Source organism: Streptomyces sp. NPDC051822 (genome assembly GCF_044452745.1).
Classification (GTDB): Bacteria; Actinomycetota; Actinomycetes; order Streptomycetales; family Streptomycetaceae; genus Streptomyces.
Window position 1 is genome coordinate 936,792 of record NZ_JBITBZ010000001.1, and the last position, 19,407, is coordinate 956,198.

Consider the following 19,407-nt stretch of genomic DNA (forward strand, 5'->3'; position numbering starts at 1 on the left):
CACCGGAGCACCGGCAGGACCGGCCGACGTCAGCGACCGAGGGGGAGGTCCAGTGACACACCCGCCGAACGCGCCCGCCGCCTCGGCGGCGCGGAGCACGGCTCCCGCGCCCGCACGCCCGGCCGGGGTGCCCGCTCAGCCGTCGCCCCCGCCCGCCGCCGCCCCGCCCGCGGGACGCGGAGCCTGGGCCGTGGGCCGGGAGAAGCTGCGCGTCGCCACGACGACGGAGCCCGGCCGGCTCCAGATCCTCGGGGCCGTACTCGCGCTGCTCGTCGTCGCGTTCGGAGCCGTCACCGCCCTCCAGGTCGACGACCGGGCCACCGCAGCCGACGACGTCGTCAGCCGCAGCCAGCCGCTGTCCGCCGACGCCGCCGCGATCTACCGCTCCCTCGCCGACGCCGACACCACCGCCGCCAGCGGCTTCCTCGCGGGCACCCTGGAGCCCGCGGACTCACGCGCGCGGTACGACCTGGACATCGCCACCGCCGCCAAGCTCCTCGTGAAGGCCGCGGCGAGCACCGAGGGTTCGAGCGAGTCGGCCCGCGAGATCGCCACCCTCAACGAGGGACTCCCCCGCTACACGGGTCTCGTCGAGCGCGCGCGGGCCGCCAACCGGCAGGGCCTCCCGCTGGGCGGGGCCTATCTGCGGTACGCCAACCAGCAGATGACCAGCACCCTGCTGCCCGCCGCCGAGCGGCTGTACGCGGCGGAGACGGTACGGCTCCAGGAGGACGAGGAGTCGGCCCGTACGTGGCCGTTCCTCTCCCTCGGCCTCGGCCTCCTCACCCTCGCCGTCCTCGTCTGGGCCCAGCGCCGCAACTACGCCAGGACGCACCGGGTCTTCAACCACGGCCTGCTCGCCGCCACCGCCGCGACCGTGGTCGTCACGATCTGGCTCCTCGCCGCGCACACGGTCGCCCGGGCCGGGCTCGACAGCGCGCGGACCCACGGGCAGGAGTCCCTCCAGGTCCTCAACACCGCCCGGATCAGCTCGCTCACGGCTCGCGCCAACGAGAACCTGACCCTGGTCGCCCGGGGCGCCGTCCTCACCGAGGACGGCAGGAACGACAAGTACGAGGCCGAGTACGCGGCGAGCATGGGCGCCCTGACGACCGCGCTCGCCACGGCGCGCGGACGGGCCGACGACGACCAGGGCCGCACCCCTGTCGACGAGGCCGCCTCCCGCACCGGCGAGTGGCAGAAGCGCCACAAGGACGCCCGTGCGAAGGACGAGGCCGGCGACTTCGAAGGCGCCCTCGGCCGGATCGTCGGCCCGAAGGAGACGACCGGCCAGTCCTTCGACCAGGTCGACGCGGCCCTGGACAAGGCCCTCGACCACGAGCAGGACGAGTTCACCCTCTCCGCCGGGAACGCCAGGGACGCGCTGACGGCGCTGCCCCTCGGCGCGGCGGCCCTCGGGATCCTCGGCGCGGCGGGCGCCGTGCTCGGCATCAACCGCAGACTGTCGGAGTACCGGTGAGAGGGGGCGGGATGCCGAACGGCACGTACCCGCTGGTGCGGCGGGCAGCCATGCGGTTCCGGGGCTGGGGCGGGGTGGCCGCCATGGCCGTGGCCTGCGGGCTCACCGCCTCGCTCACCCTTCTTCCGCTGGCCCACGACGCCGGCGGCGCGGCGGCAGCGCCCGGGACGCACGGGGCCGGACCCGGCGTCGGCACCGGGGTCCAGGTCAAGGCGGACACCTGCGAGAACCCGGAGGCGTCCCTGCGGCCCTCGACGGCCGACGGCCCGGCGATCCAGGCCGTCAAGGACCGCGGGAAGCTGATCGTCGGCGTCGACCAGTCCAGCTTCCGCTGGGGCTACCGGAACCCGGAGAAGGGCGTCCTGGAGGGCTTCGACATCGACCTGGCGCGGGCGATAGCCAAGGACATCCTGGGCGACGAGAACGCCGTCATCTTCCGGGCGATCCCGACCAACCAGCGGATCGCCCTCCTGGACAGCGGCAAGATCGACCTCGTCGTGCGCACGATGACGATCAACTGCAGGCGGATCCAGCAGGTCGCCTTCTCCACCGCCTACTTCCAGGCCGGGCAGCAGGTCCTGGCGCCCAAGCGCGCCAAGGACATCACCGGCTACGACTCCTCGCTGCGCGGCAAGCGGGTCTGCACCGCCGAGGGCTCCACCGCCTACGAGGCCCTGGAGAAGAACTCCTTCGGCGCGGTCTTCAAGGACGACGGCGACGGCACCAAGGACGACAAGGACCTGCTGACCGTCCCCAACCAGCTGGACTGTCTGGCCAGGCTCCAGCTGGGCGAGGTCGACGCCGTCGTCACCGACAACGCCCTCGCGGCCGGCCAGGCCGCCCAGGACCCGGCGGTCGAGCTGAAGGGCCGGCCGTTCACCACCGAGTTCTACGGGGTGGCCGCGAAACTCGGCAACGACGACCTGGTCCGCCGGGTCAACCACGTCCTCGTGAACTACCGCAACGGGCCGTGGCAGGAGGCGTACAAGCACTGGCTCAAGGCGGACCTGCCCGGCATAACCGGGCCGCCCGCCCCCCTGTACAAGTGACCCGGCCGGGGAACACGGCATGCAGCAGCCCCTGTACGCGCGGCGGAAGAGGTGATCGATGGGCGTCACGGGACCCCCTGGGCCGGTGATGGACCGGGACGAGGTGGACCGTGCGCTGGCGCGGCTCGGCGCCGAGCACAAGGCGATCGAGGACTCGCTCCTCGCGCTCCAGGACCACGCGGGCCGCAGGCTGCTCGAAGGGGCCGAGCTGACCGGCACGACCCGGGACCGCTGGGCCGCGGCCGAGCGGACCATCACCCTGCTCTGGACCTGCTTCGACGTGTACACGGGCGCCCTGCGGGACGCCCGCGAGCTGCGCGCCCGGCGCCGCTGGCCCGGCCGTGACGAGCTCGTGGAGCTGACCGAGCGGCTGCGCGGCGAGAGCGTCGTCGTCGCGGGCGGCGCAGGTGAGCAGGGGCTGCTCTCCGAGCGGTTCAGCCTGGAGGGCCTCGTCAGGCGGATGAACGAGCTGTACGCGTCCTCGCTCGACCTGGTGGTCACCGCGGACGCCGTCTGGTCGGCGCTGCCCGCCCGGATAGACCTGCTGGCGGCCGAGCTGGGCCGCACGCGCTCGCTCGCCCACTCGGTGGGCGTGCGGCCGGGGGAGCACCCGGCAGGGGACGAGCTCGAGGAGATCACGGCCGAGCTGACCCTGCTGCGTACCCAGGTGGTGACCGATCCGCTGGCCTTCTGGCGTCCCGCGGCGGGCAGTTCGGCGCCCGGCGGGGGCAGGCCCGACACCGTGCGGTACGACCGGGCCGCCCTGGCCCTCGAGGACATCCGGCGCGAGATCGAGGCGGTGCTCGCGGTCCGGCAGGACTCCGAGGACCGGCTCCTGCGGCTGCGGGACGTGCTCTCGCGGGCGGACCGTACGCTCGCCGAGGCGCGGGCCGCGCGCGGCGAGGTCCTCGCGAAGATCGCCGCCTCGGAGGTGCCGGCCGTCAGCGGGCCTTCGCTCGTGCTCCAGGAACGGCTGGCCGCCGCCGCGGAGTACCGCAGGCACGCCCAGTGGCACCGGCTTTCGCCGCTCCTGGAGTCCCTGGAGCGGGAGGCTGAGGACGAACTGCTGCGTGCGCGGGAGTCGCTGACCGCGGTCACGGCGCCGCTCGCGGTCCGGGCCGAGCTGCGCGGCCGGCTCGACGCGTACAAGGCGAAGGTGGCGCGCCTCGGCGCGGCGGAGGACCCGCTGCTCGTGGAGCGGTACGACGCGGCCCGCAGGATGCTGTGGAGCGCGCCCTGCGATCTGCGGGTGGCGGAACAGGCCGTGCTGCGCTACCAGCAGGCGGCGGCGGACGTACTGTCCGGCCCGAGAGACGCGGGAGGACGACAGTGGTGAGCGGGGAGACGGGCGTGGGGAGCTGTCAGCGTCCTTCGTGCGAGGGCGCGTACGAGGACATGGGGGGCGGTGAGCTGTACTGCGACACCTGCGGGCTCGCCCCGGTGGTGGCGCCCGGAGGGCTCATCGGCTCGACGCCGACGGGGGTGGCCGTGCCCGGCAGGGGCACCGGTACGGGTGCGGGTGTCGGGGGGCCGGACTCCGGCTCCTCGCGCAGCAGTTCGCGGGCGTCCTCGCGGGCCTCCTCGCGCTCGTCTCGTTCGTCCACGTCCCGCCGCTCGGTCTCCGGACGGCTCTCCCGCTCGCTCTCCGGGGCCTCCACGTCCCGCTCGGTGTCGGTGCGCAGCTCGGGCTCGTCGACCGGCCAGTCCGCCAGGAACCGGCTCGGCGCGGGCCTGGTGTCGATCCCGGAGGTCCCGCGTCCCGACCCGCGGGGCGCGGTGATGGACAACCCCGAGGTTCCCGAGCGGAAGCGATTCTGCTCCCGTTCCGACTGCGGCGCGCCCGTGGGGCGTTCGCGGGGTGACCGGCAGGGCCGTACGGAGGGCTTCTGCACCAAGTGCGGGCACCCGTACTCCTTCGTGCCGAAGCTGCGCGGCGGGGACATCGTCCACGGCCAGTACGAGGTCGCGGGCTGCCTCGCGCACGGCGGCCTCGGCTGGATCTACCTCGCCGTCGACCGGGCCGTCTCCGACCGGTGGGTCGTCCTCAAGGGCCTGCTCGACACCGGCGACCAGGACGCCATGGCCGCCGCGATCTCCGAGCGCCGCTTCCTCGCCGAGATCGAGCACTCCAACATCGTCCGCATCTACAACTTCGTCGAGCACCTCGACCAGCGCACCGGCTCCCTGGACGGCTACATCGTCATGGAGTACGTGGGCGGCAAGTCGCTCAAGGAGATCGCCAACGACCGGCGGACCCCGGACGGGCGGCGCGATCCGCTGCCGGTCGAGCAGGCCTGCGCGTACGGGATCGAGGCCCTCGAGGCGCTCGGGCACCTGCACAGCCGGAACCTGCTGTACTGCGACTTCAAGGTCGACAACGCCATCCAGTCCGAGGACCAGCTCAAGCTCATCGACATGGGCGCGGTCCGGCGGATGGACGACGAGGAGTCCGCGATCTACGGCACGGTCGGCTACCAGGCGCCGGAGGTGGCCGAGGTGGGCCCCTCGGTGGCGAGCGACCTGTACACGGTGGCGCGCACCCTCGCCGTGATGACCTTCGACTTCCAGGGCTACACGAACGTCTTCGTGGACTCGCTGCCCGACCCAGACAACATCGCGGTCTTCCGGACGTACGAGTCCTTCTACCGTTTCCTGGTCCGCGCCACCGACCCCGATCCCGCGCGCCGGTTCGCCTCCGCGCAGGAGATGGCGGAGCAGCTGACGGGTGTGCTGCGGGAGGTCGTGGCGCTCCAGTCGGGGCGGCCTCGCCCGGCGCTCTCGACGCTGTTCGGCACGGAGGTCCGGGTCACGGACACGGCGCTCTTCGCCGAGCTGACGGAGGACGTGTCGCTGCTCGGGGCGCGGAAGCGTGGGAGAAAGGCGCCCGCGGTCGGTCCTGGGGGCGTTCCGGGTGCCGGTCCCGGGGCTGTTCCGGGTGCCGGTCCCGGGGCTGTTCCGGGTGCCGGTCCCGGGGCTGTTGCTGGAGGTGTTGCCGGGGGCGGCCCCGGTACCGCGCCGTCCCGCGGTCCGGGGCTCGGGGAGCTGCTCGCGCCGCTCGACACGCCCGCCACCGCGCTCGCGCTGCCCGTACCGCGTGTCGACCCGGGCGATCCCAACGCCGGCTTCCTCGCCGGTCTCGCCGCCGCCGCTCCCGGCGAGCTGCTCGCCGCGCTCCACGCCGCGCCCGTGGCCTCCGCCGAGCTGTGGCTGCGCACCCTGCGGGCCCAGCTGGAGCTGGGCGACCTGCCCTCCGCCGTGCGGACGCTCGCCGGGATCGAGCAGCGTGACCCGGACGACTGGCGGGTCGTCTGGTACCGGGGCGTCACCTCTCTGGTGACCGGCGACCACGAGCACGCGGCGCTCGCCTTCGACGCGGTCTACGACGCCTTCCCCGGCGAGCCGGCCCCGAAGCTGGCCCTCGGGATCTGCGCCGAGGTGCTCGGTCAGCTGGACAACGCCGCCGAGTACTACCGCCTGGTGTGGGCCACCGACCCGAGCTTCGTCAGCGCGGCCTTCGGGCTCGCCAGGGTGCGGCTCGCGGCGGGCGACCGCACCGGTGCCGTCGCGACCCTGGAGTCCGTACCGGAGGCCTCGATCCACTACACGGCGGCCCGCGTGGCGACCGTGCGGGCGCGGCTGCGGCGGCGCCCGGCGTGGGAGCCGCTCGGTGCCGATCTGACGGCGGCCGCGGCGCAGGTCTCCGCGCTCCAGGGCTTCGGTCTGGACGCGGTGCGCCGGGAGCAGTTGTCGGTGGAGGTGCTCGGAACGGCCCTCGACTGGGTACTCTCCGGGAGTCCCGGTGCGGAACCGGGCGGCGGCGCGCTGCTGCTCGGAAGTGAACTGGACGAGCGCGGACTGCGCTTCGGCCTCGAACGCTCGTACCGGGTGCTGGCCCGGCTCGCCCAGCGGGGCGAGGAGAGGATCGAACTGGTGGAGCGGGCCAACCGCTTCCGCCCCCGGACGTGGGTGTGAGGATGTCCCAGAAGCCGAAGCCGTCGCACGGACTCGTGGTCTGCCCGGACTGCGCGGAGCCTCTGGAGTCGGGTGACCGGTTCTGCGGGGCGTGTGGTCACGACCTCACGGCCTTGCCGGCCGCCGAGGCCGGTCCCGACCGGCCGACCGTGGCGATCGGCACCCCCGTGGCCTGGCCGGACGCCCCGCCCCGGGAGCCCGGTTCGCTGTCCACCATGACGCAGCACCCGGGTGACCTGCCGGGCACCGACTCCGGCGGCCGTGACCTGCCCACGATGCCGGTCCGCACGGACGAGCCGCTGCCGCCGGGAGGGAACACCACGGCGGGCAGCGGGGACTTCGAACTGCCCCCGCCGGACCCGCGTACGGCGGTACGGGCGGCCCCTGCACCGGCCTCGGCACCAGCCCCCGCACCGGCCTCGCCTCCCGCTGTCCCCGCTGCTTCGGCCACCACCACCACCACCACCGCCGCCGTTTGCGTGGCCTGCCGGGCCGGGCGGGTGGACACCGACGGCTACTGCGAGAACTGCGGGCACGCGCAGCCCCGTGAACGGGACCACATGGAGCGGGAGTTCGGCGGCGTCGCCGCCGTCAGCGACCGGGGGCTGCGCCACCACCGCAACGAGGACGCGTTCGCCGTGTACGCGACCACGCTCCCCGACGGCTCCCCCGCCACCGTCGCGATCGTCTGTGACGGCGTGTCCTCGGCGACCCGTCCCGACGAGGCCTCCGCCGCCGCCGCCGAGGCGGCCGGTGCCTCGCTGCTCGCGGCGCTGCCCCGGGGCACCCACCCGCAGCAGGCGATGCACGAGGCGATCGTGGCCGCCGCCGAGGCCGTCAACTCCCTCGCGGAGGAGCCGGGCCAGGACGGCGCGGAGCACGATCCGCACCGCCACCGCAACGCCCCGGCCTGCACCATCGTGGGCTCCGTCGTCGCCGACGGACTGCTCGTCGTGGGCTGGGTCGGCGACAGCCGCGCCTACTGGGTGCCGGACGACCGCACCACCGCGCCGGTCCGGCTCACCGAGGACGACTCGTGGGCGGCGCAGATGGTCGCGGCGGGCCTGATGAACGAGGCGGAGGCGTACGCCGACGAGCGCGCCCACGCGATCACCGGCTGGCTGGGCGCCGACTCGTACGAACTGGAGCCGCACACGGCGGCGTTCAAGCCGGACCGGTCCGGCGTGGTGGTGGTGTGCACGGACGGCCTGTGGAACTACGCGGAGGGCGCTGACGACATGGCCAGGGTCGTCCCGGCCGATGCGGCGGAGCGCCCGCTCCACGGGGCGCAGGTGCTCGTCGGCCACGCCCTGGACGGCGGGGGCCACGACAACATCACGGTCGCCCTCGTGCCGTTCACCGTCGCTTCCCAAGGGGCAGGATCCGCCTGAGCGGTCGCCGATCCCCGTCCCTTCACCGTTCGAAGTTGTTGCCCGAGGAGCAGTAACAGATGGCGAACTTCTCCAAGTCGACCGTGCCGCAGTTCTCGGTGGACGTCTACCAGAACGAGTTCCTGCCCGAGGGCGGCCGGGACGTCAGCGCGATCGTCACGGTCACGTCGACCGGGGGCGGCACGAGCGGACAGCGGCTGTTCGGTCCGGCGGGCGGGGGCGTCGGCACCGCCGGTGTCGTGATCATGGTCGACTGCTCCGGCTCGATGGACTACCCCTCGACCAAGATGCGCGGCGCCCGTGAGGCGACCGCCGCCGCGGTGGACACCCTGCGCGACGGCACGTCCTTCGCCGTCGTCGCCGGTACGCACCTGGCGAAGGAGGTCTACCCGGGCAACGGCGGCCTCGCCGTCGCCGACGCCAGGACCCGTGCCGAGGCCAAGGAGTCGCTGCGCCGGCTGAGCGCGGGCGGCGGCACGGCGATCGGCACCTGGCTGCGGCTCGCGGACCGGCTGCTCGCCTCCGCCGACCTCACCATCCGGCACGGCATCCTGCTCACCGACGGCCGCAACGAGCACGAGTCGCCGGAGGAGCTGCGGGCCGCGCTCGACGCCTGCGCGGGCCGCTTCACCTGTGACGCGCGCGGGGTGGGCACCGACTGGGAGGTCAAGGAGGTCACCGGGATCGCCTCGGCACTCCTCGGCACCGCCGACATCGTCGCCGACCCGTCCGGCCTCGCCGCCGACTTCACGGCGATGATGGAACACGCGATGGACAAGGGCGTCGCGGACGTCGCGCTGCGCCTGTGGACACCGGTCGGGGTGGAGATCTCCTTCGTGAAGCAGGTCGCGCCGACGGTCGAGGACCTGACCGCGCGGCGCACCGAGGCCGGACCGCGGGCCGGGGACTATCCGACGGGCTCGTGGGGCGACGAGTCCCGCGACTACCACGTGAGCGTGCGGGTCCCGCGGGCCGCGATCGGGCAGGAGATGCTCGCCGCCCGGGTCTCCCTCATCGCCCCGGACCCGGCGGGCGGCGAGCCGCGTCCGCTGTCCCAGGGACTGGTACGGGCGGTGTGGACGGACGACCTGGCGATGTCCACGTCGATCAACCCGCAGGTCGCGCACTACACGGGGCAGGCGGAGCTGGCGGACGTCATCCAACAGGGTCTGGATGCCCGCAAATCGGGTGATCACGACGGCGCGACGGCCAAACTGGGCCGCGCCGTGCAGCTCGCGGCGGCCTCGGGGAACGCGGATACGGCGAAACTGCTTTCGAAGGTGGTCGACGTCGTCGATGCGGCGACCGGTACTGTGCGTTTGAAGGCGAAGGTCGCGGAAGCGGACGAGATGACACTCGAAACCCGCTCCACCAAGACCGTTCGCGTCAAGAGGTAGCCCGGCCACCGGGCCGGACGACGAGAGGGGGAAGCACCGACATGCCGACCTGCCCGAACGGACACCAGTCGGTCTCCGACGACTGGTGCGAGGTCTGCGGCCATCGCATGGCCGGGGCGGGTGCGCCGGCGGGTGCCGTACCGCCGCCTCCCCCGCCGCCGCCTCCCGCGTACGGATACCCCGGCCCCGGCGGCCCCGGCCAGCCCCCGGCGGGCCCGCCACCGGGTGCGCCCGGCGGCCCCGGTGCGCCCGGCGGTCACGCCGGCCCGGGTGGTCACGGTGCGCCGCCCGCTCCCGGTGGCTTCGGCCCCGGTGGCGACCCGAACGCGACGGCGCAGGCGGAGCTCTGCCCGCAGTGCCGCACCCCGCGGGAGTACATGGCGCCGTTCTGCGAGGAGTGCCGCTGGAACTTCCTCACGAACACGGCGACCTCGTACACGCCGCTGGCCCCGCAGAACGCCCCGGCCCCGCCGCCGCAGCAGCAGCCCGGCCCGCCGCCCGGCCTGAACCTGCCGCCGGGATTCCAGTCCTCGCCGCCGCCCGCGCAGCAGCCGCCGCAGCACCAGCAGCCGCAGCCGCAGCCGCAGGACCCGTTCGGGTACCAGGGTTCGCGGCCCTCGCAGGTGAACCGCCCTGCAGAGCCGCTCGGTGGCGATCCCACGCACCACCAGGCCCCGCCGCAGCGCCCGCAGGCGCAGCAGCAACAGCCGCCGGCCCCGCCCGCGTACCTCCAGGCCCCCGCCCAGGCCCCGGCGCCGCCCGCGCCGCCGCAGCCGCGCGCGGACGACGACTGGGTCCTGTCCCCGCCGTCGCAGCACCAGGGCCCTCAGCAGCACCAGGCACCCCCGCCGCAGCAGCACCAGGCGCCGCAGGCGCCCCCGCAGCACCAGGGGCCTCCGCAGCACCAGCCCCCTCAGGGCCCGCCGCAGCACCAGGGACAGCAGCAGCCCCCGCACCAGGGGCAGCCGCACCAGGGACAGCAGCAGCAACCCCCGCAGCAGTTCCAGCAGCCGCACCGCCCCCTGTCCTGGACCGCGGTCATCGGACCCGACCGCGACTACTTCATGGCGATGATGCAGCGCAGCGGCCCGGAGGCGACGGGTCTCAACCTGCCCGCCTACTCGCCGGCCAAGCACCTGCCGCTCCAGGGTAACCAGATCTCCATCGGCCGTCGCCGGCACTCCACCGGCGAGTCCCCCGACATCGACCTGTCGGTGCCGCCGGAGGACCCGGGCGTCTCGCACCAGCACGCGGTGCTCGTGCAGCAGCCGGACGGCTCGTGGGCGGTGGTGGACCAGAACTCCACCAACGGCACCACGGTCAACGGCGGCGAGGAGCCGATCCAGCCCTACGTCCCCGTCCAGCTCCAGGACGGCGACCGGGTGCACGTCGGCGCCTGGACGACGATCACGATCCGCCTGGGCTGATCCGCGCGCTCACGCGTCCGGCAGGGGCCAGGCGTACGGCCCTCCGGGGTCGTCGAGCCAGGACCACTGGCGGTCGCCGCTGACCGTCACCCCGAAGCGCTCCCGCTCCGGCCGCCGCTCGCGCAGCCAGAGCGAGAGCGCTTCGCGTCTGTCGAGGGTCCCGCCGACCAGTCCCCACAGGAAGCGGAAGCCCTCGTCCCCGGCCGCTTCGGAGTACGGGGCGCGCCCCGCGGCGCCCCGGAGCGCCACGAAGTACGCCGACGTCGCCAGGAACCGTCCTTCCGCGTGCGTCGCGTCGCGCACCCGCAGCAGGAGCAGCCCGGTGGAGAGCGGGGCGAGGACGAGGGCACAGGGCCGGCACTGGGCGAGCCAGGGGTGCGGCACCGAGGGCACGGCACAGGTCGCGACGATCCGGTCGTAGGGGGCCCGCTCGGCGCAGCCGCGGGCGCCGTCGCCGACGATCACCGTCGGGCGGTACCCGGCGGCGGCCAGATGGGCGCGGGCGGACTCGACGATCTCGTCGTCCAGGTCGACGGTGGTGACGTGCTCCTCGCCGAGGCGGTGGCACAGCAGCGCCGCGTGGTAGCCGGTCCCGGCGCCGATCTCCAGGACGTCGTCCCCGTCGCGTACGTCCAGGGCCTGGAGCATCAGCGCCATCAGGGAGGGCTGGCTGGCGGAGGAGAGCAGTTCCCCGTCGCGTACCCGGGTGGCGAGCGCGGTGTCCTCGTACGCCCCGCTCAGCCACCGTCCCCGCCGCTCGCGCTCCGGGTCGCCGCACCAGAGCCGCTCGTAGCCGCCGGCCCCGGGGACGTAGTAGTACGGGACGAAGAGATGGCGCGGGACCTCGGCGAAGGCGTCCCGCCAGGCGGCATCGACCGTCTCGCCGTCCGCCTCGACCTCGCGCACGACCTCCCGCACGAGTGCCCGTCGCGCCCGTGCGCCGGCCTCGGCGAACTCGTCCCGCCACTCACTCATGCCTCCACTGTCCCGCCGCCCCGGGAGCCCGGCGAGCGGTCCTGGGCCTCAGGTCCCGGGCGGGTCATCTGAGACGATGGAACGGTGAACGAGATTCCCGGGGAAACAGTGCAGGAGCAGACCTTCTACGAGCAGGTCGGCGGCGAGGAGACCTTCCGCCGCCTGGTCCGCCGCTTCTACGAAGGAGTCGCGGAGGACCCGCTGCTGCGCCCGATGTACCCCGAGGAGGACCTCGGCCCCGCGGAGGAGCGCCTCGCCCTCTTCCTGATGCAGTACTGGGGCGGCCCCCGCACGTACAGCGACCACCGCGGCCACCCCCGCCTCCGTATGCGCCACGCCCCGTTCACCGTGGACCAGGCGGCCCACGACGCCTGGCTCCGCCACATGCGCACGGCCCTGGACGACCTGTCCCTGGCCCCGGAGCACGAGGCGGAACTCTGGCGCTACCTGACCTACGCGGCGGCCTCGATGGTGAACACGGCCGGCTGACGCCCCCTCTTCCTCCCGTCGCCGGTGATCCGCACGCCATGCGATTCACGCCGACAGGCCGGGATATCCGGCCAACCACGGGCAAGGAGGGGGTGGCTCCCCCAGGCGCCCCATAGGTTCACGGACGCAACACATCGAACGGGCATCCGCATACGGCGGATGCCCCTCTTCCTTGCCGAAGGCAGCACCTTCTACGCCTACCAGGGCGACGACTTCGGCTACATCGGAAGCGACCACAAGTACGTCGGGGTCTGCGACCGCGAGGTCGACGGATTCAACGTGTACGCCGAGTACACGCGTCTGTCGGGGGCGTCCGGCCGGGTGGAGGAGAGCGCCGGCTACTGCGAGTCGACGGGTTCCGGCACCTCCTCCGTCTACCGCATCAACGTCTGCGAGAACATCCCCTTCGCCCCTGACCCCTGCTCGGGTTGGAAGGAGCACTACTGATCCCGATGGGCTCCTCCCCCGCCCTGGATGTCCGGGGTCTCAGTTGTGCGGTCGGTGGGCGCGTGCTCCTGCGGGACGTCGTTCTGACCGCGCGGAGCGGCGAGTCCCTGGCCGTCATGGGGCCGAGCGGCAGCGGGAAGTCCACGCTGCTCGCCTGTCTCGCCGGGCTGCTTCCGGCGACGGCGGGGAGCGTCCGGGTGTGCGGGACCGACGTCGGGGCGCTGAGGGCGGGGAAGGCGGCGGCCTGGCGGCTGCGGACGATCGGGTTCGTGTACCAGTTCGGCGAGCTGCTGCCCGAGCTGAGCGCCGTGGAGAACGCGGCGCTGCCGCTGCTCATAGGTGGGACCGGGCGCCGGACCGCGTACGCCACGGCCGAGCAGCTCCTCGCCGAGCTGGGAGTGGCCGAGGTGGCCGACTCCCCCGCCGGTGTGCTGTCCGGCGGGGAGCGGCAGCGGGTCGCGGTCGCCCGGGCGCTCTCCACCCGCCCGCCGCTGATCCTCGCGGACGAGCCGACCGGCGCGCTCGACGAGCACGCCACCGACGATGTCTGCGCCCTCCTGTACGAACTGCCGCGCCGGTACGGCACCACGCTCCTCACCGTCACGCACAACCCCTCGGTCGCACACTGGGCCGACCGCCGGCTCGTCCTGCGCGGGGGCCGGCTGAGCGAATCGGCGGACGTGTGAGGCGCACCCCCGGGCGCACGGAGCCGGGCGCGCAAGAGCTGGAGACGGAGTCCGGAGCGCCTGGGACGGAGTCCGGAACGCCCGTGACGGGCTCCGGAGCGCCCGTGACGGAGTCCGGAGCGCCCGTGACGGAGTTCCGCGCTCGGCGGGCGGAAGGCCGGGCGCGGCGTGGTGCCACCGCGCAGTTGCTGGCCATCGGGCGGCGGGGCGCGGGCGGTGGGCGGGATCCTCGGGTCGCCGTACAGTCCCTGTGCCTGGCCCTCGCGGCCGTCGCCGCGGCGCTGCTGCTCTGGGGCGCCGAGGCCACCCACTCCGTGTACGGCGCCCGGGAGGACCGGATCGCCGCGCGGATGCCGCTCACCGCGGCCCCGGGAACCCCGCCCGTCGCCTGGTGGTGGGAACAGCCGGACACCTGGGGCGACCACGGCTTCTCCGTCGTGACGGTACGGTCCGCAGGCGCTTCCGCACCGCCGCCGCCCGGCCTTCCCCGCTGGCCCGCGCCGAGCGAGACCTACGTCGCGCCCGCCCTCCTCGCCGTGATGCCGGAGGCCGCCACCCGCTACGGCCGGCTCGCCGGCACGATCGGACCCGACGGCCTCGCCGACCCCGGCGAACTCCTCGTCTACCGGGCCCCTGAAGCCGGCACCAAGCTGGCGGCCGGCGCCCCCTTCCGCGGGATCAGAGGCTTCGGCGGGTCCACAGGGTCCGCCCCGCCCTTCATCAGCCAGGGCTTCGACCGCGCCGAGGCCGACTTCCACTGGCTCCTCGTGCCCTTCCTCGGCCTGCCCGCCCTGGTCCTCCTCGTCGTCGCCGCCCGTCTCGGCGCGCGGGGCAGGGACCGGCGGCTCGCCGTCCTGCACGCGATCGGCGCGGGTCCTTCCGTACGCGGCCGCATCGCCGCGGGCGAATGCCTGCGCCCGCTGGCGCTGGGGACGGCCGTCGCCGGAGTCCCGCTCACCGTCCTCGCCTTCACCGGACTCCGGCTCCCCCTCACGGGGTACGGGATCGCCGCCCGCGACCTCGCCCCGCTGCGCTGGGCCTTCCCCCTCTCGCTCCTCGTCCTCTGGGCCCTGCTCTGTCTGGTCTTCGCCGCGCTCCACCTGCGGATCCGTCGCGCCACGGGCAGTCGCCCGCGGCGGGAGGGGGACCGGCCGCCCGCCTGGCCGGGCGCGCTGTGCGGGGTCGGCACCCTGGCCGCGCTGTGGGGCGCGATGATCGGGGACGCCGTCGGGGTACGGATCTTCACGCTCGGCTCCCTGGTCGCGCTCGCGGGGCTGCCGCCGCTCCTCGGCCGGGCCGCCGCGCGGCTCTCCGTACGCCTGGCCGGGCATCACCGGGGCGACGCGGCCCGGTTGATCGGGAACCGCTGGGCCGCCGCGCACCCCGGTGTCGTCGCCCGCACCTGCGCGGCGCTCGCGGTGCTGCTCGGGCTGCTCGCCCAGGTGCAGGTGAGCGTCACCGAACTGTCGTCCGAGGCCCGTCGCGCGGGTGCGCTGGCCGGACGCCTCGACGGCCGTCTGCACCAGGTCGACGGCGCCTCCACCCCCGCGGAGGCGACCCTGTTCCTGGCGGGACTGGGCCCGGGGGACCTGGTGCTGCGGATCTCGGAACCGGATCACGGTCCTGACGCCGACCCCGGCACCGGTCCGGGCCCCGACCCGGCCCCCGGCACCGGCCCCAACCCCGGAGGCGCGGACGAGGGGTCCGCCGCGGAACCGCCTCCCGGGCAGCCCGTCCTCGTCGGTGACTGCCGGGCGCTCGCCGCCCTCGGCGCGCTGCGGGCGTGCCCCCGGGACCGCGCGGTGCCGGTCCCGGAGGCGTACGAAGGACGCACCGCCCGCACGGAGGCCCTGCGCTGGATGAGCTTCGGTGACGTGCGGGTGCGGGCGGCGACCGGACCCGCCGAACTGCGCGAGGGCGGTGGCAGCTTCGTCGTCCTGACCGAAGGACCGGACGGCGCCGCCCGGGTCGAGCGGGCCGCGTACGCCGCCCTCCCGCTGCCGCATGTCAGCGTCCCCGGCACCGAGTTCACCGTCGGCGCCTCGGCGCGGGCCCGGATCGCCGACTGGGTGCTCCTGGTGGCGCTGACGGGTTTCGCCTTCCTGGCCCTGACGGGGGCGGCGGGCCTGCTGCACGCCTTCCTGGACCGGGCCGAAACCCTGCGTCCGCTGGCCGGATACACCTCGGGCGTACGGTTCCACCTGCGGGTCGCCTGGTGGGGCATGGGCGTGCCGACCCTCTCCGCACTGGTGCTCGCCACACTCTTCGCGGGGCTGCTCGCGGCGTTCAACCTCGGTTTCCTCGCCCCTTCGGGAGACTCCCCGCTCGGGCTCCTGGTGGGCGGTCTGGTCCTCGCCTCCGCCGTCTGCGCGGTCGCGACGGCGGCCGGTGGATGGCTTGCGGCCCGGTTCACCCATCGCTGGGTCCCCCACGGCGACTGACGACGGCACGGCCGAGAACACGACCGCCCTCCCTGGCCGGACATATTTCGGAGAGGGAGCGCCGAATAACGGTCACGATCGCATCAAGGTCGGTCCGTAAGCGGTTACCGACGACCCGTGCATTCTGAAAGCATCCGACTTCCGGCGGCGTCGAAGCGCGCGAGGCCGGTCAAGGGGATTCAGGGTTCAGGGGGATGAGTGACGGGGTTCGTATTCCTGCGTGTCAGGGCGCACCGGCTGCTTCTCGTCGCGGCGCTGCTCGCCGTGCTCCTGACCACCTCGGTGCTCGCCACCCTCGCCTCGTTCTCCGGGGCCGTCGGGGACGCGGCGCTCCAGGCCGGACTGCGCGGCCGGTCCGCGGCCGCCGCCTCGCTGCACGTGAGCGGGCAGGTGCCCGCGGACCGGCGGGCCGGAGCCGAGGAAGCCGTCCGGGAGGGGATGCGGCGGACCTTCGACGGGCTGCCGGTGACCGTGCGGCGGCTCGAACGCTCGGGGCCGTACGCGCTGCCCCGGAGTCTCAAGCCGCCCGCCGCCCGCGAGGGCGACCCCGACCTCACCCACCTCGCCGCGCTCGACCGCTCGCGGCTCGCCCTCGTCCGGGGCGCCTGGCCCTCGGCCACCCGGACCGCCGGTGTGGTCGAGACGGCGCTGCCCGAAGAGGCGGCGCGGCGACTGCGGGCAGGCCCCGGGACGGTGCTCGACCTGGGCGACCGGCTCGACGACCGGCGGCGGGTCACGATCCGGATCACCGGCGTCTACCGGCCCGTCGACACCCATGACCTGTACTGGCGGCTGGATCCCGCCGGCGGCCGCGGGGTGCGGACCGTCGCGTTCACGACGTACGGGCCGCTGCTCGTCGACCCGGCCGTCATGACCTCGGGAGCGCTGAGCCGCGGCGACACGTCCTGGCTGGGCTCCGCCGACTTCACCGGCGTCACCACCGACCGCATCGACACCCTGCGCGCCACGGCGACCGAGGGCCCGAAGGCGCTGGTCGGGGCCACCGACCGGTTCGGTACGACGGTCGCCGCGTCCACCGCGCTCCCGACCGTCCTCGAACAGACCCAGCGGGCCCTGCTCGTCTCCCGCTCCACCCTCCTGATCGTCGCCGTCCAGCTGGTGCTCCTCGCCGCGTACGCGCTGCTGCTCGTCGCCCGGCTGCTCAGCACAGAACGCGCCGCCGAGACCACGCTGCTGCGGGCCCGCGGCGGCTCGCGGCGCCGGATCGCCGGTCTCGCCGCCACCGAGGCTCTGCTGCTCGCCCTGCCCGCCGCGCTCGCCGCCCCGCTCCTCTCGGGACCGCTGACCCGGCTCTTCGCCGAGCGTTCCGCGTTCTCCTCCCTCGGCGTCCGGCTCGACACGACGCCGTCGCTCCAGGTGTGGCTGGTCGCCGCCGCCGTGGCCCTGTGCTGCGCGGCGGCCGTCGTCGCGCCCGCGCTCGCCGCGGGGGACGGCTCCGTCGTCCCGCTGCGCAAGGCCCGCTCGGCGGCGCTGCCCGGTCCCGTACGGGCCGGGGCCGACCTCGGTCTGCTCGCCGTCGCCGCCGTCGCGTACTGGCAGTTGCGACGTCCCTCCGCGACGGGCGGCACCCTGGGCGCGGACGGGTCCGGCGGCGGCTCCGTCGACCCCGTGCTCGTCGTGGCGCCCGCCCTCGCGCTGCTCGCCGGCACCGTCCTGACGCTGCGCCTGCTGCCGCCCGCCGCCAGGCTCGCCGAGCGGCGCGCGGCGGGCGGACGCGGGCTGTCCGCCGCGCTCGCCGGCTGGCAGTTCAGCCGCCGGCCGCTGCGCGGGGCCGGCCCCGTCCTCCTCCTCGTCCTCGCCATGGCGATGGGCATGCTGGCCATCGGGCAGAGCGGCTCGTGGGAACGTTCGCAGCGCGACCAGGCCGACTTCCGCGCCGGCGCGGCCGTCCGCGTCCTCGGCGCCGGTCCCGGCGGCCCCACGGACACCGCGCAGCTGGCCGCCGTACCCGGTGTCCGCGCGGTGGCCCCGGCGTTCCGCACCAGCACGGACGTGTCAGGGAAGAACGCGGCCGTCCTCGTCATGGACACCCGCGACGCCGCCGCCGGCCTGCTGCTGCGCCCCGACCTCGCCGGCGTTCCCGTCCGCTCCCTGCTCGCCCCGCTCGTCCCTCCGGCCACCAGCCGCGCGGGCCTCCCGCTGCCCGCCGGGACCCGCGGCCTCACCGTCGACCTGCGGCTCGCCGCACCCACCGGCGCCGCCCAGGTCACGGCCGTCCTGGAGGACCCGAGCAGCGTCCCGTACCGGCAGGTCCTGGGGCAGCTGCCCGACGACGGCCGGACGCACCGGCTGACCCTCGACCTCGGCGCCCTGGCCTCCGCCCCCGGCGCCGGGGGCAGCCGCGGCTCCGCCGGGCTCCTCACCCTCACCGGCCTGGAGCTCACGGGCCGCATCGACGACGGCGAGAACCGTACGCAGACCCTCCACGTCGAACGGTTCGGCGTCGTCAGCGCCGACGGCGGTGAGCGGGTCCACGCCGCCGGCCGGGTCCTCGCCCGCTGGACGCACTCCTTCGGGCAGACCAAGTACGGCACGCCCACGGGCGGCAAGCCCACGCCCGGTATCCCCGGCACCGCGGGCGCCGGGGGCCGGCCCGCCCCGTACGCCTTCTCGTTCGCGCTCACCGGCACGCCCCGCGGGGAGTTCTTCTGGGACACCGAGGAGTTCACCCTGCGGACCGCCGCGCCGGGCCCGAAGGCACCCGGGCGGGTGCCGGCCGTGGCCACCGCGGCCTTCATGGCGGCGGCCGGCGCCGAGCCGGGCGAACCGGTCGAGGTCTCCGTCGGCGGCGCTCGCGTCAGGGCCGTCGTCGACCAGGTCGTCGACGAACTCCCCACCACCGGCCCCGGCGCCCGGACGGTCCCGTCGACCGGCTCCGCCGCGACCCCCGACGACGGCGGAACGATCCTTCTCGACCTGGCGTCCGTCAACCGCTTCCTGTCTGCGGACACGGACACCGTCTCGACCGTGCCGCCCAACGAATGGTGGCTGGCCGTCGAACCCGGCCGGACGGACGAGGTCGCCGCGGCCCTGCGTGCACGGCCCGACGCGGACCCCGCGCAGATCCTCGTACGCGACGAGATCGCCGCCGAGCTGCTCGGCGACCCGCTCGGCGCGGGCCCCAACGCCGCCCTGATGGGGGTCGCCGCCGCGGCCGCGGCGCTCGCCGCCGTCGGCTTCGCGGTCGGCTCGGCCGCCGCGATGCGGGAACGGTCCGCCGAGTTCGGGGTGCTGCGGGCGCTCGGCACGCCACGCCGCCGCCTCGCCCGGCTGATCGCCGCCGAACAGGGGCTGCTCATCGGCATCGGCCTGCTCGTCGGCGCCGGACTCGGCGCCCTGCTCGCCCGCGCCGTCGTGCCGCTCGTCGTCCTGACCGGCCAGGCCGCCCGGCCCGTCCCCCCGGTCCTGGTCGAACTGCCCCTCGGTCAGGTGACGCTGCTGCTCGCAGGCGTCGCCGCGCTGCCGCTCGCCATCGTCGCGGTGATCGCCCTCCGCCCCGCCGACCCGGTCGTGACGCTACGGCACCAGGGGGACCACTGATGCCGGCGGCGGACGAGAACCCCGAGGTGACCGGCGTGGACGGGGAGCCGCCTCCCGCCGAGCCGAGCGCCCCCGCCGTGCCCACAGCACCG

At 75.0% G+C, this 19,407-nt stretch carries 13 protein-coding genes; 12 read left to right on the forward strand and 1 reads right to left on the reverse strand.

The window, feature by feature from the left end; genetic code table 11:
• The first annotated feature begins 52 nt into the window (after positions 1-52).
• Genes ACIA8N_RS04255 through ACIA8N_RS04285 form a run of 7 tightly spaced genes read left to right on the forward strand, consistent with a single transcriptional unit; the run spans position 53 to position 10,716 of the window.
• On the forward strand, positions 53-1,480 hold the full coding sequence (locus ACIA8N_RS04255; RefSeq protein ID WP_399415624.1) for a hypothetical protein: 1,428 nt from the start codon (positions 53-55) through the stop codon (positions 1,478-1,480).
• An 11-nt stretch (positions 1,481-1,491) separates the two neighbouring features.
• Positions 1,492-2,529 (forward strand): glutamate ABC transporter substrate-binding protein, encoded by a 1,038-nt coding sequence (locus ACIA8N_RS04260; protein WP_365778132.1) that lies wholly within the window; start codon positions 1,492-1,494, stop codon positions 2,527-2,529.
• A 58-nt stretch (positions 2,530-2,587) separates the two neighbouring features.
• A complete protein-coding gene (locus tag ACIA8N_RS04265) occupies positions 2,588-3,865 on the forward strand; it encodes a hypothetical protein (protein WP_365778130.1) in 1,278 nt (425 codons plus the stop codon).
• Complete coding sequence (locus ACIA8N_RS04270) at positions 3,862-6,501, forward strand: tetratricopeptide repeat protein (RefSeq protein WP_399415626.1); 2,640 nt, start codon at positions 3,862-3,864, stop codon at positions 6,499-6,501. Before ACIA8N_RS04265 ends, ACIA8N_RS04270 begins: the two co-directional genes overlap by 4 nt.
• A gap of 2 nt (positions 6,502-6,503) precedes the next feature.
• Positions 6,504-7,892, forward strand: coding sequence for a PP2C family serine/threonine-protein phosphatase (locus ACIA8N_RS04275; protein WP_365778129.1), 1,389 nt, complete (start codon positions 6,504-6,506; stop codon positions 7,890-7,892).
• 59 nt (positions 7,893-7,951) lie between these two features.
• Positions 7,952-9,289 (forward strand): VWA domain-containing protein, encoded by a 1,338-nt coding sequence (locus tag ACIA8N_RS04280; RefSeq protein WP_365778127.1) that lies wholly within the window; start codon positions 7,952-7,954, stop codon positions 9,287-9,289.
• 41 nt (positions 9,290-9,330) lie between these two features.
• On the forward strand, positions 9,331-10,716 hold the full coding sequence (locus ACIA8N_RS04285; protein WP_365778125.1) for an FHA domain-containing protein: 1,386 nt from the start codon (positions 9,331-9,333) through the stop codon (positions 10,714-10,716).
• Positions 10,717-10,725: 9 nt separating this feature from the next.
• On the opposite strand, the gene ACIA8N_RS04290 is transcribed toward ACIA8N_RS04285, so the two are convergent.
• A complete protein-coding gene (locus tag ACIA8N_RS04290) occupies positions 10,726-11,691 on the reverse strand; it encodes a methyltransferase domain-containing protein (protein ID WP_365778123.1) in 966 nt (321 codons plus the stop codon).
• An 84-nt stretch (positions 11,692-11,775) separates the two neighbouring features.
• On the opposite strand from ACIA8N_RS04290, the gene ACIA8N_RS04295 reads away from it, so the two are divergent.
• The 5 genes from ACIA8N_RS04295 to ACIA8N_RS04315 all read left to right on the forward strand — a co-directional run bounded on the left by ACIA8N_RS04295 (position 11,776) and on the right by ACIA8N_RS04315 (position 19,315).
• The gene (locus ACIA8N_RS04295) at positions 11,776-12,180 is read left to right on the forward strand and encodes a globin (protein WP_030219449.1); all 405 of its coding nucleotides are present in this window, start codon (positions 11,776-11,778) and stop codon (positions 12,178-12,180) included.
• Positions 12,181-12,339: 159 nt separating this feature from the next.
• Positions 12,340-12,627, forward strand: coding sequence for a hypothetical protein (locus ACIA8N_RS04300; protein ID WP_365778121.1), 288 nt, complete (start codon positions 12,340-12,342; stop codon positions 12,625-12,627).
• 62 nt (positions 12,628-12,689) lie between these two features.
• The gene (locus ACIA8N_RS04305; protein WP_365778119.1) at positions 12,690-13,313 is read left to right on the forward strand and encodes an ABC transporter ATP-binding protein; all 624 of its coding nucleotides are present in this window, start codon (positions 12,690-12,692) and stop codon (positions 13,311-13,313) included.
• A gap of 104 nt (positions 13,314-13,417) precedes the next feature.
• Entirely contained in the window at positions 13,418-15,754 is a 2,337-nt protein-coding gene (locus ACIA8N_RS04310; RefSeq protein WP_365778117.1) for a hypothetical protein, read from the forward strand.
• A gap of 198 nt (positions 15,755-15,952) precedes the next feature.
• Complete coding sequence (locus tag ACIA8N_RS04315; RefSeq protein ID WP_365778115.1) at positions 15,953-19,315, forward strand: ABC transporter permease; 3,363 nt, start codon at positions 15,953-15,955, stop codon at positions 19,313-19,315.
• Positions 19,316-19,407 lie beyond the last annotated feature (92 nt).

Excerpts from the sequence above, each read along its gene's own strand:
- ACIA8N_RS04280 (WP_365778127.1), top strand. The coding sequence starts at position 7,952 with ATGGCGAACTTCTCCAAGTCGACCGTGCCGCAGTTCTCGGTGGACGTC.
- ACIA8N_RS04275 (WP_365778129.1), top strand. The coding sequence starts at position 6,504 with ATGTCCCAGAAGCCGAAGCCGTCGCACGGACTCGTGGTCTGCCCGGAC.
- ACIA8N_RS04285 (WP_365778125.1), top strand. The coding sequence starts at position 9,331 with ATGCCGACCTGCCCGAACGGACACCAGTCGGTCTCCGACGACTGGTGC.
- ACIA8N_RS04260 (WP_365778132.1), top strand. The coding sequence starts at position 1,492 with ATGCCGAACGGCACGTACCCGCTGGTGCGGCGGGCAGCCATGCGGTTC.
- ACIA8N_RS04265 (WP_365778130.1), top strand. The coding sequence starts at position 2,588 with ATGGGCGTCACGGGACCCCCTGGGCCGGTGATGGACCGGGACGAGGTG.
- ACIA8N_RS04300 (WP_365778121.1), top strand. The coding sequence starts at position 12,340 with ATGCCCCTCTTCCTTGCCGAAGGCAGCACCTTCTACGCCTACCAGGGC.
- ACIA8N_RS04290 (WP_365778123.1), bottom strand. The coding sequence starts at position 11,691 with ATGAGTGAGTGGCGGGACGAGTTCGCCGAGGCCGGCGCACGGGCGCGA.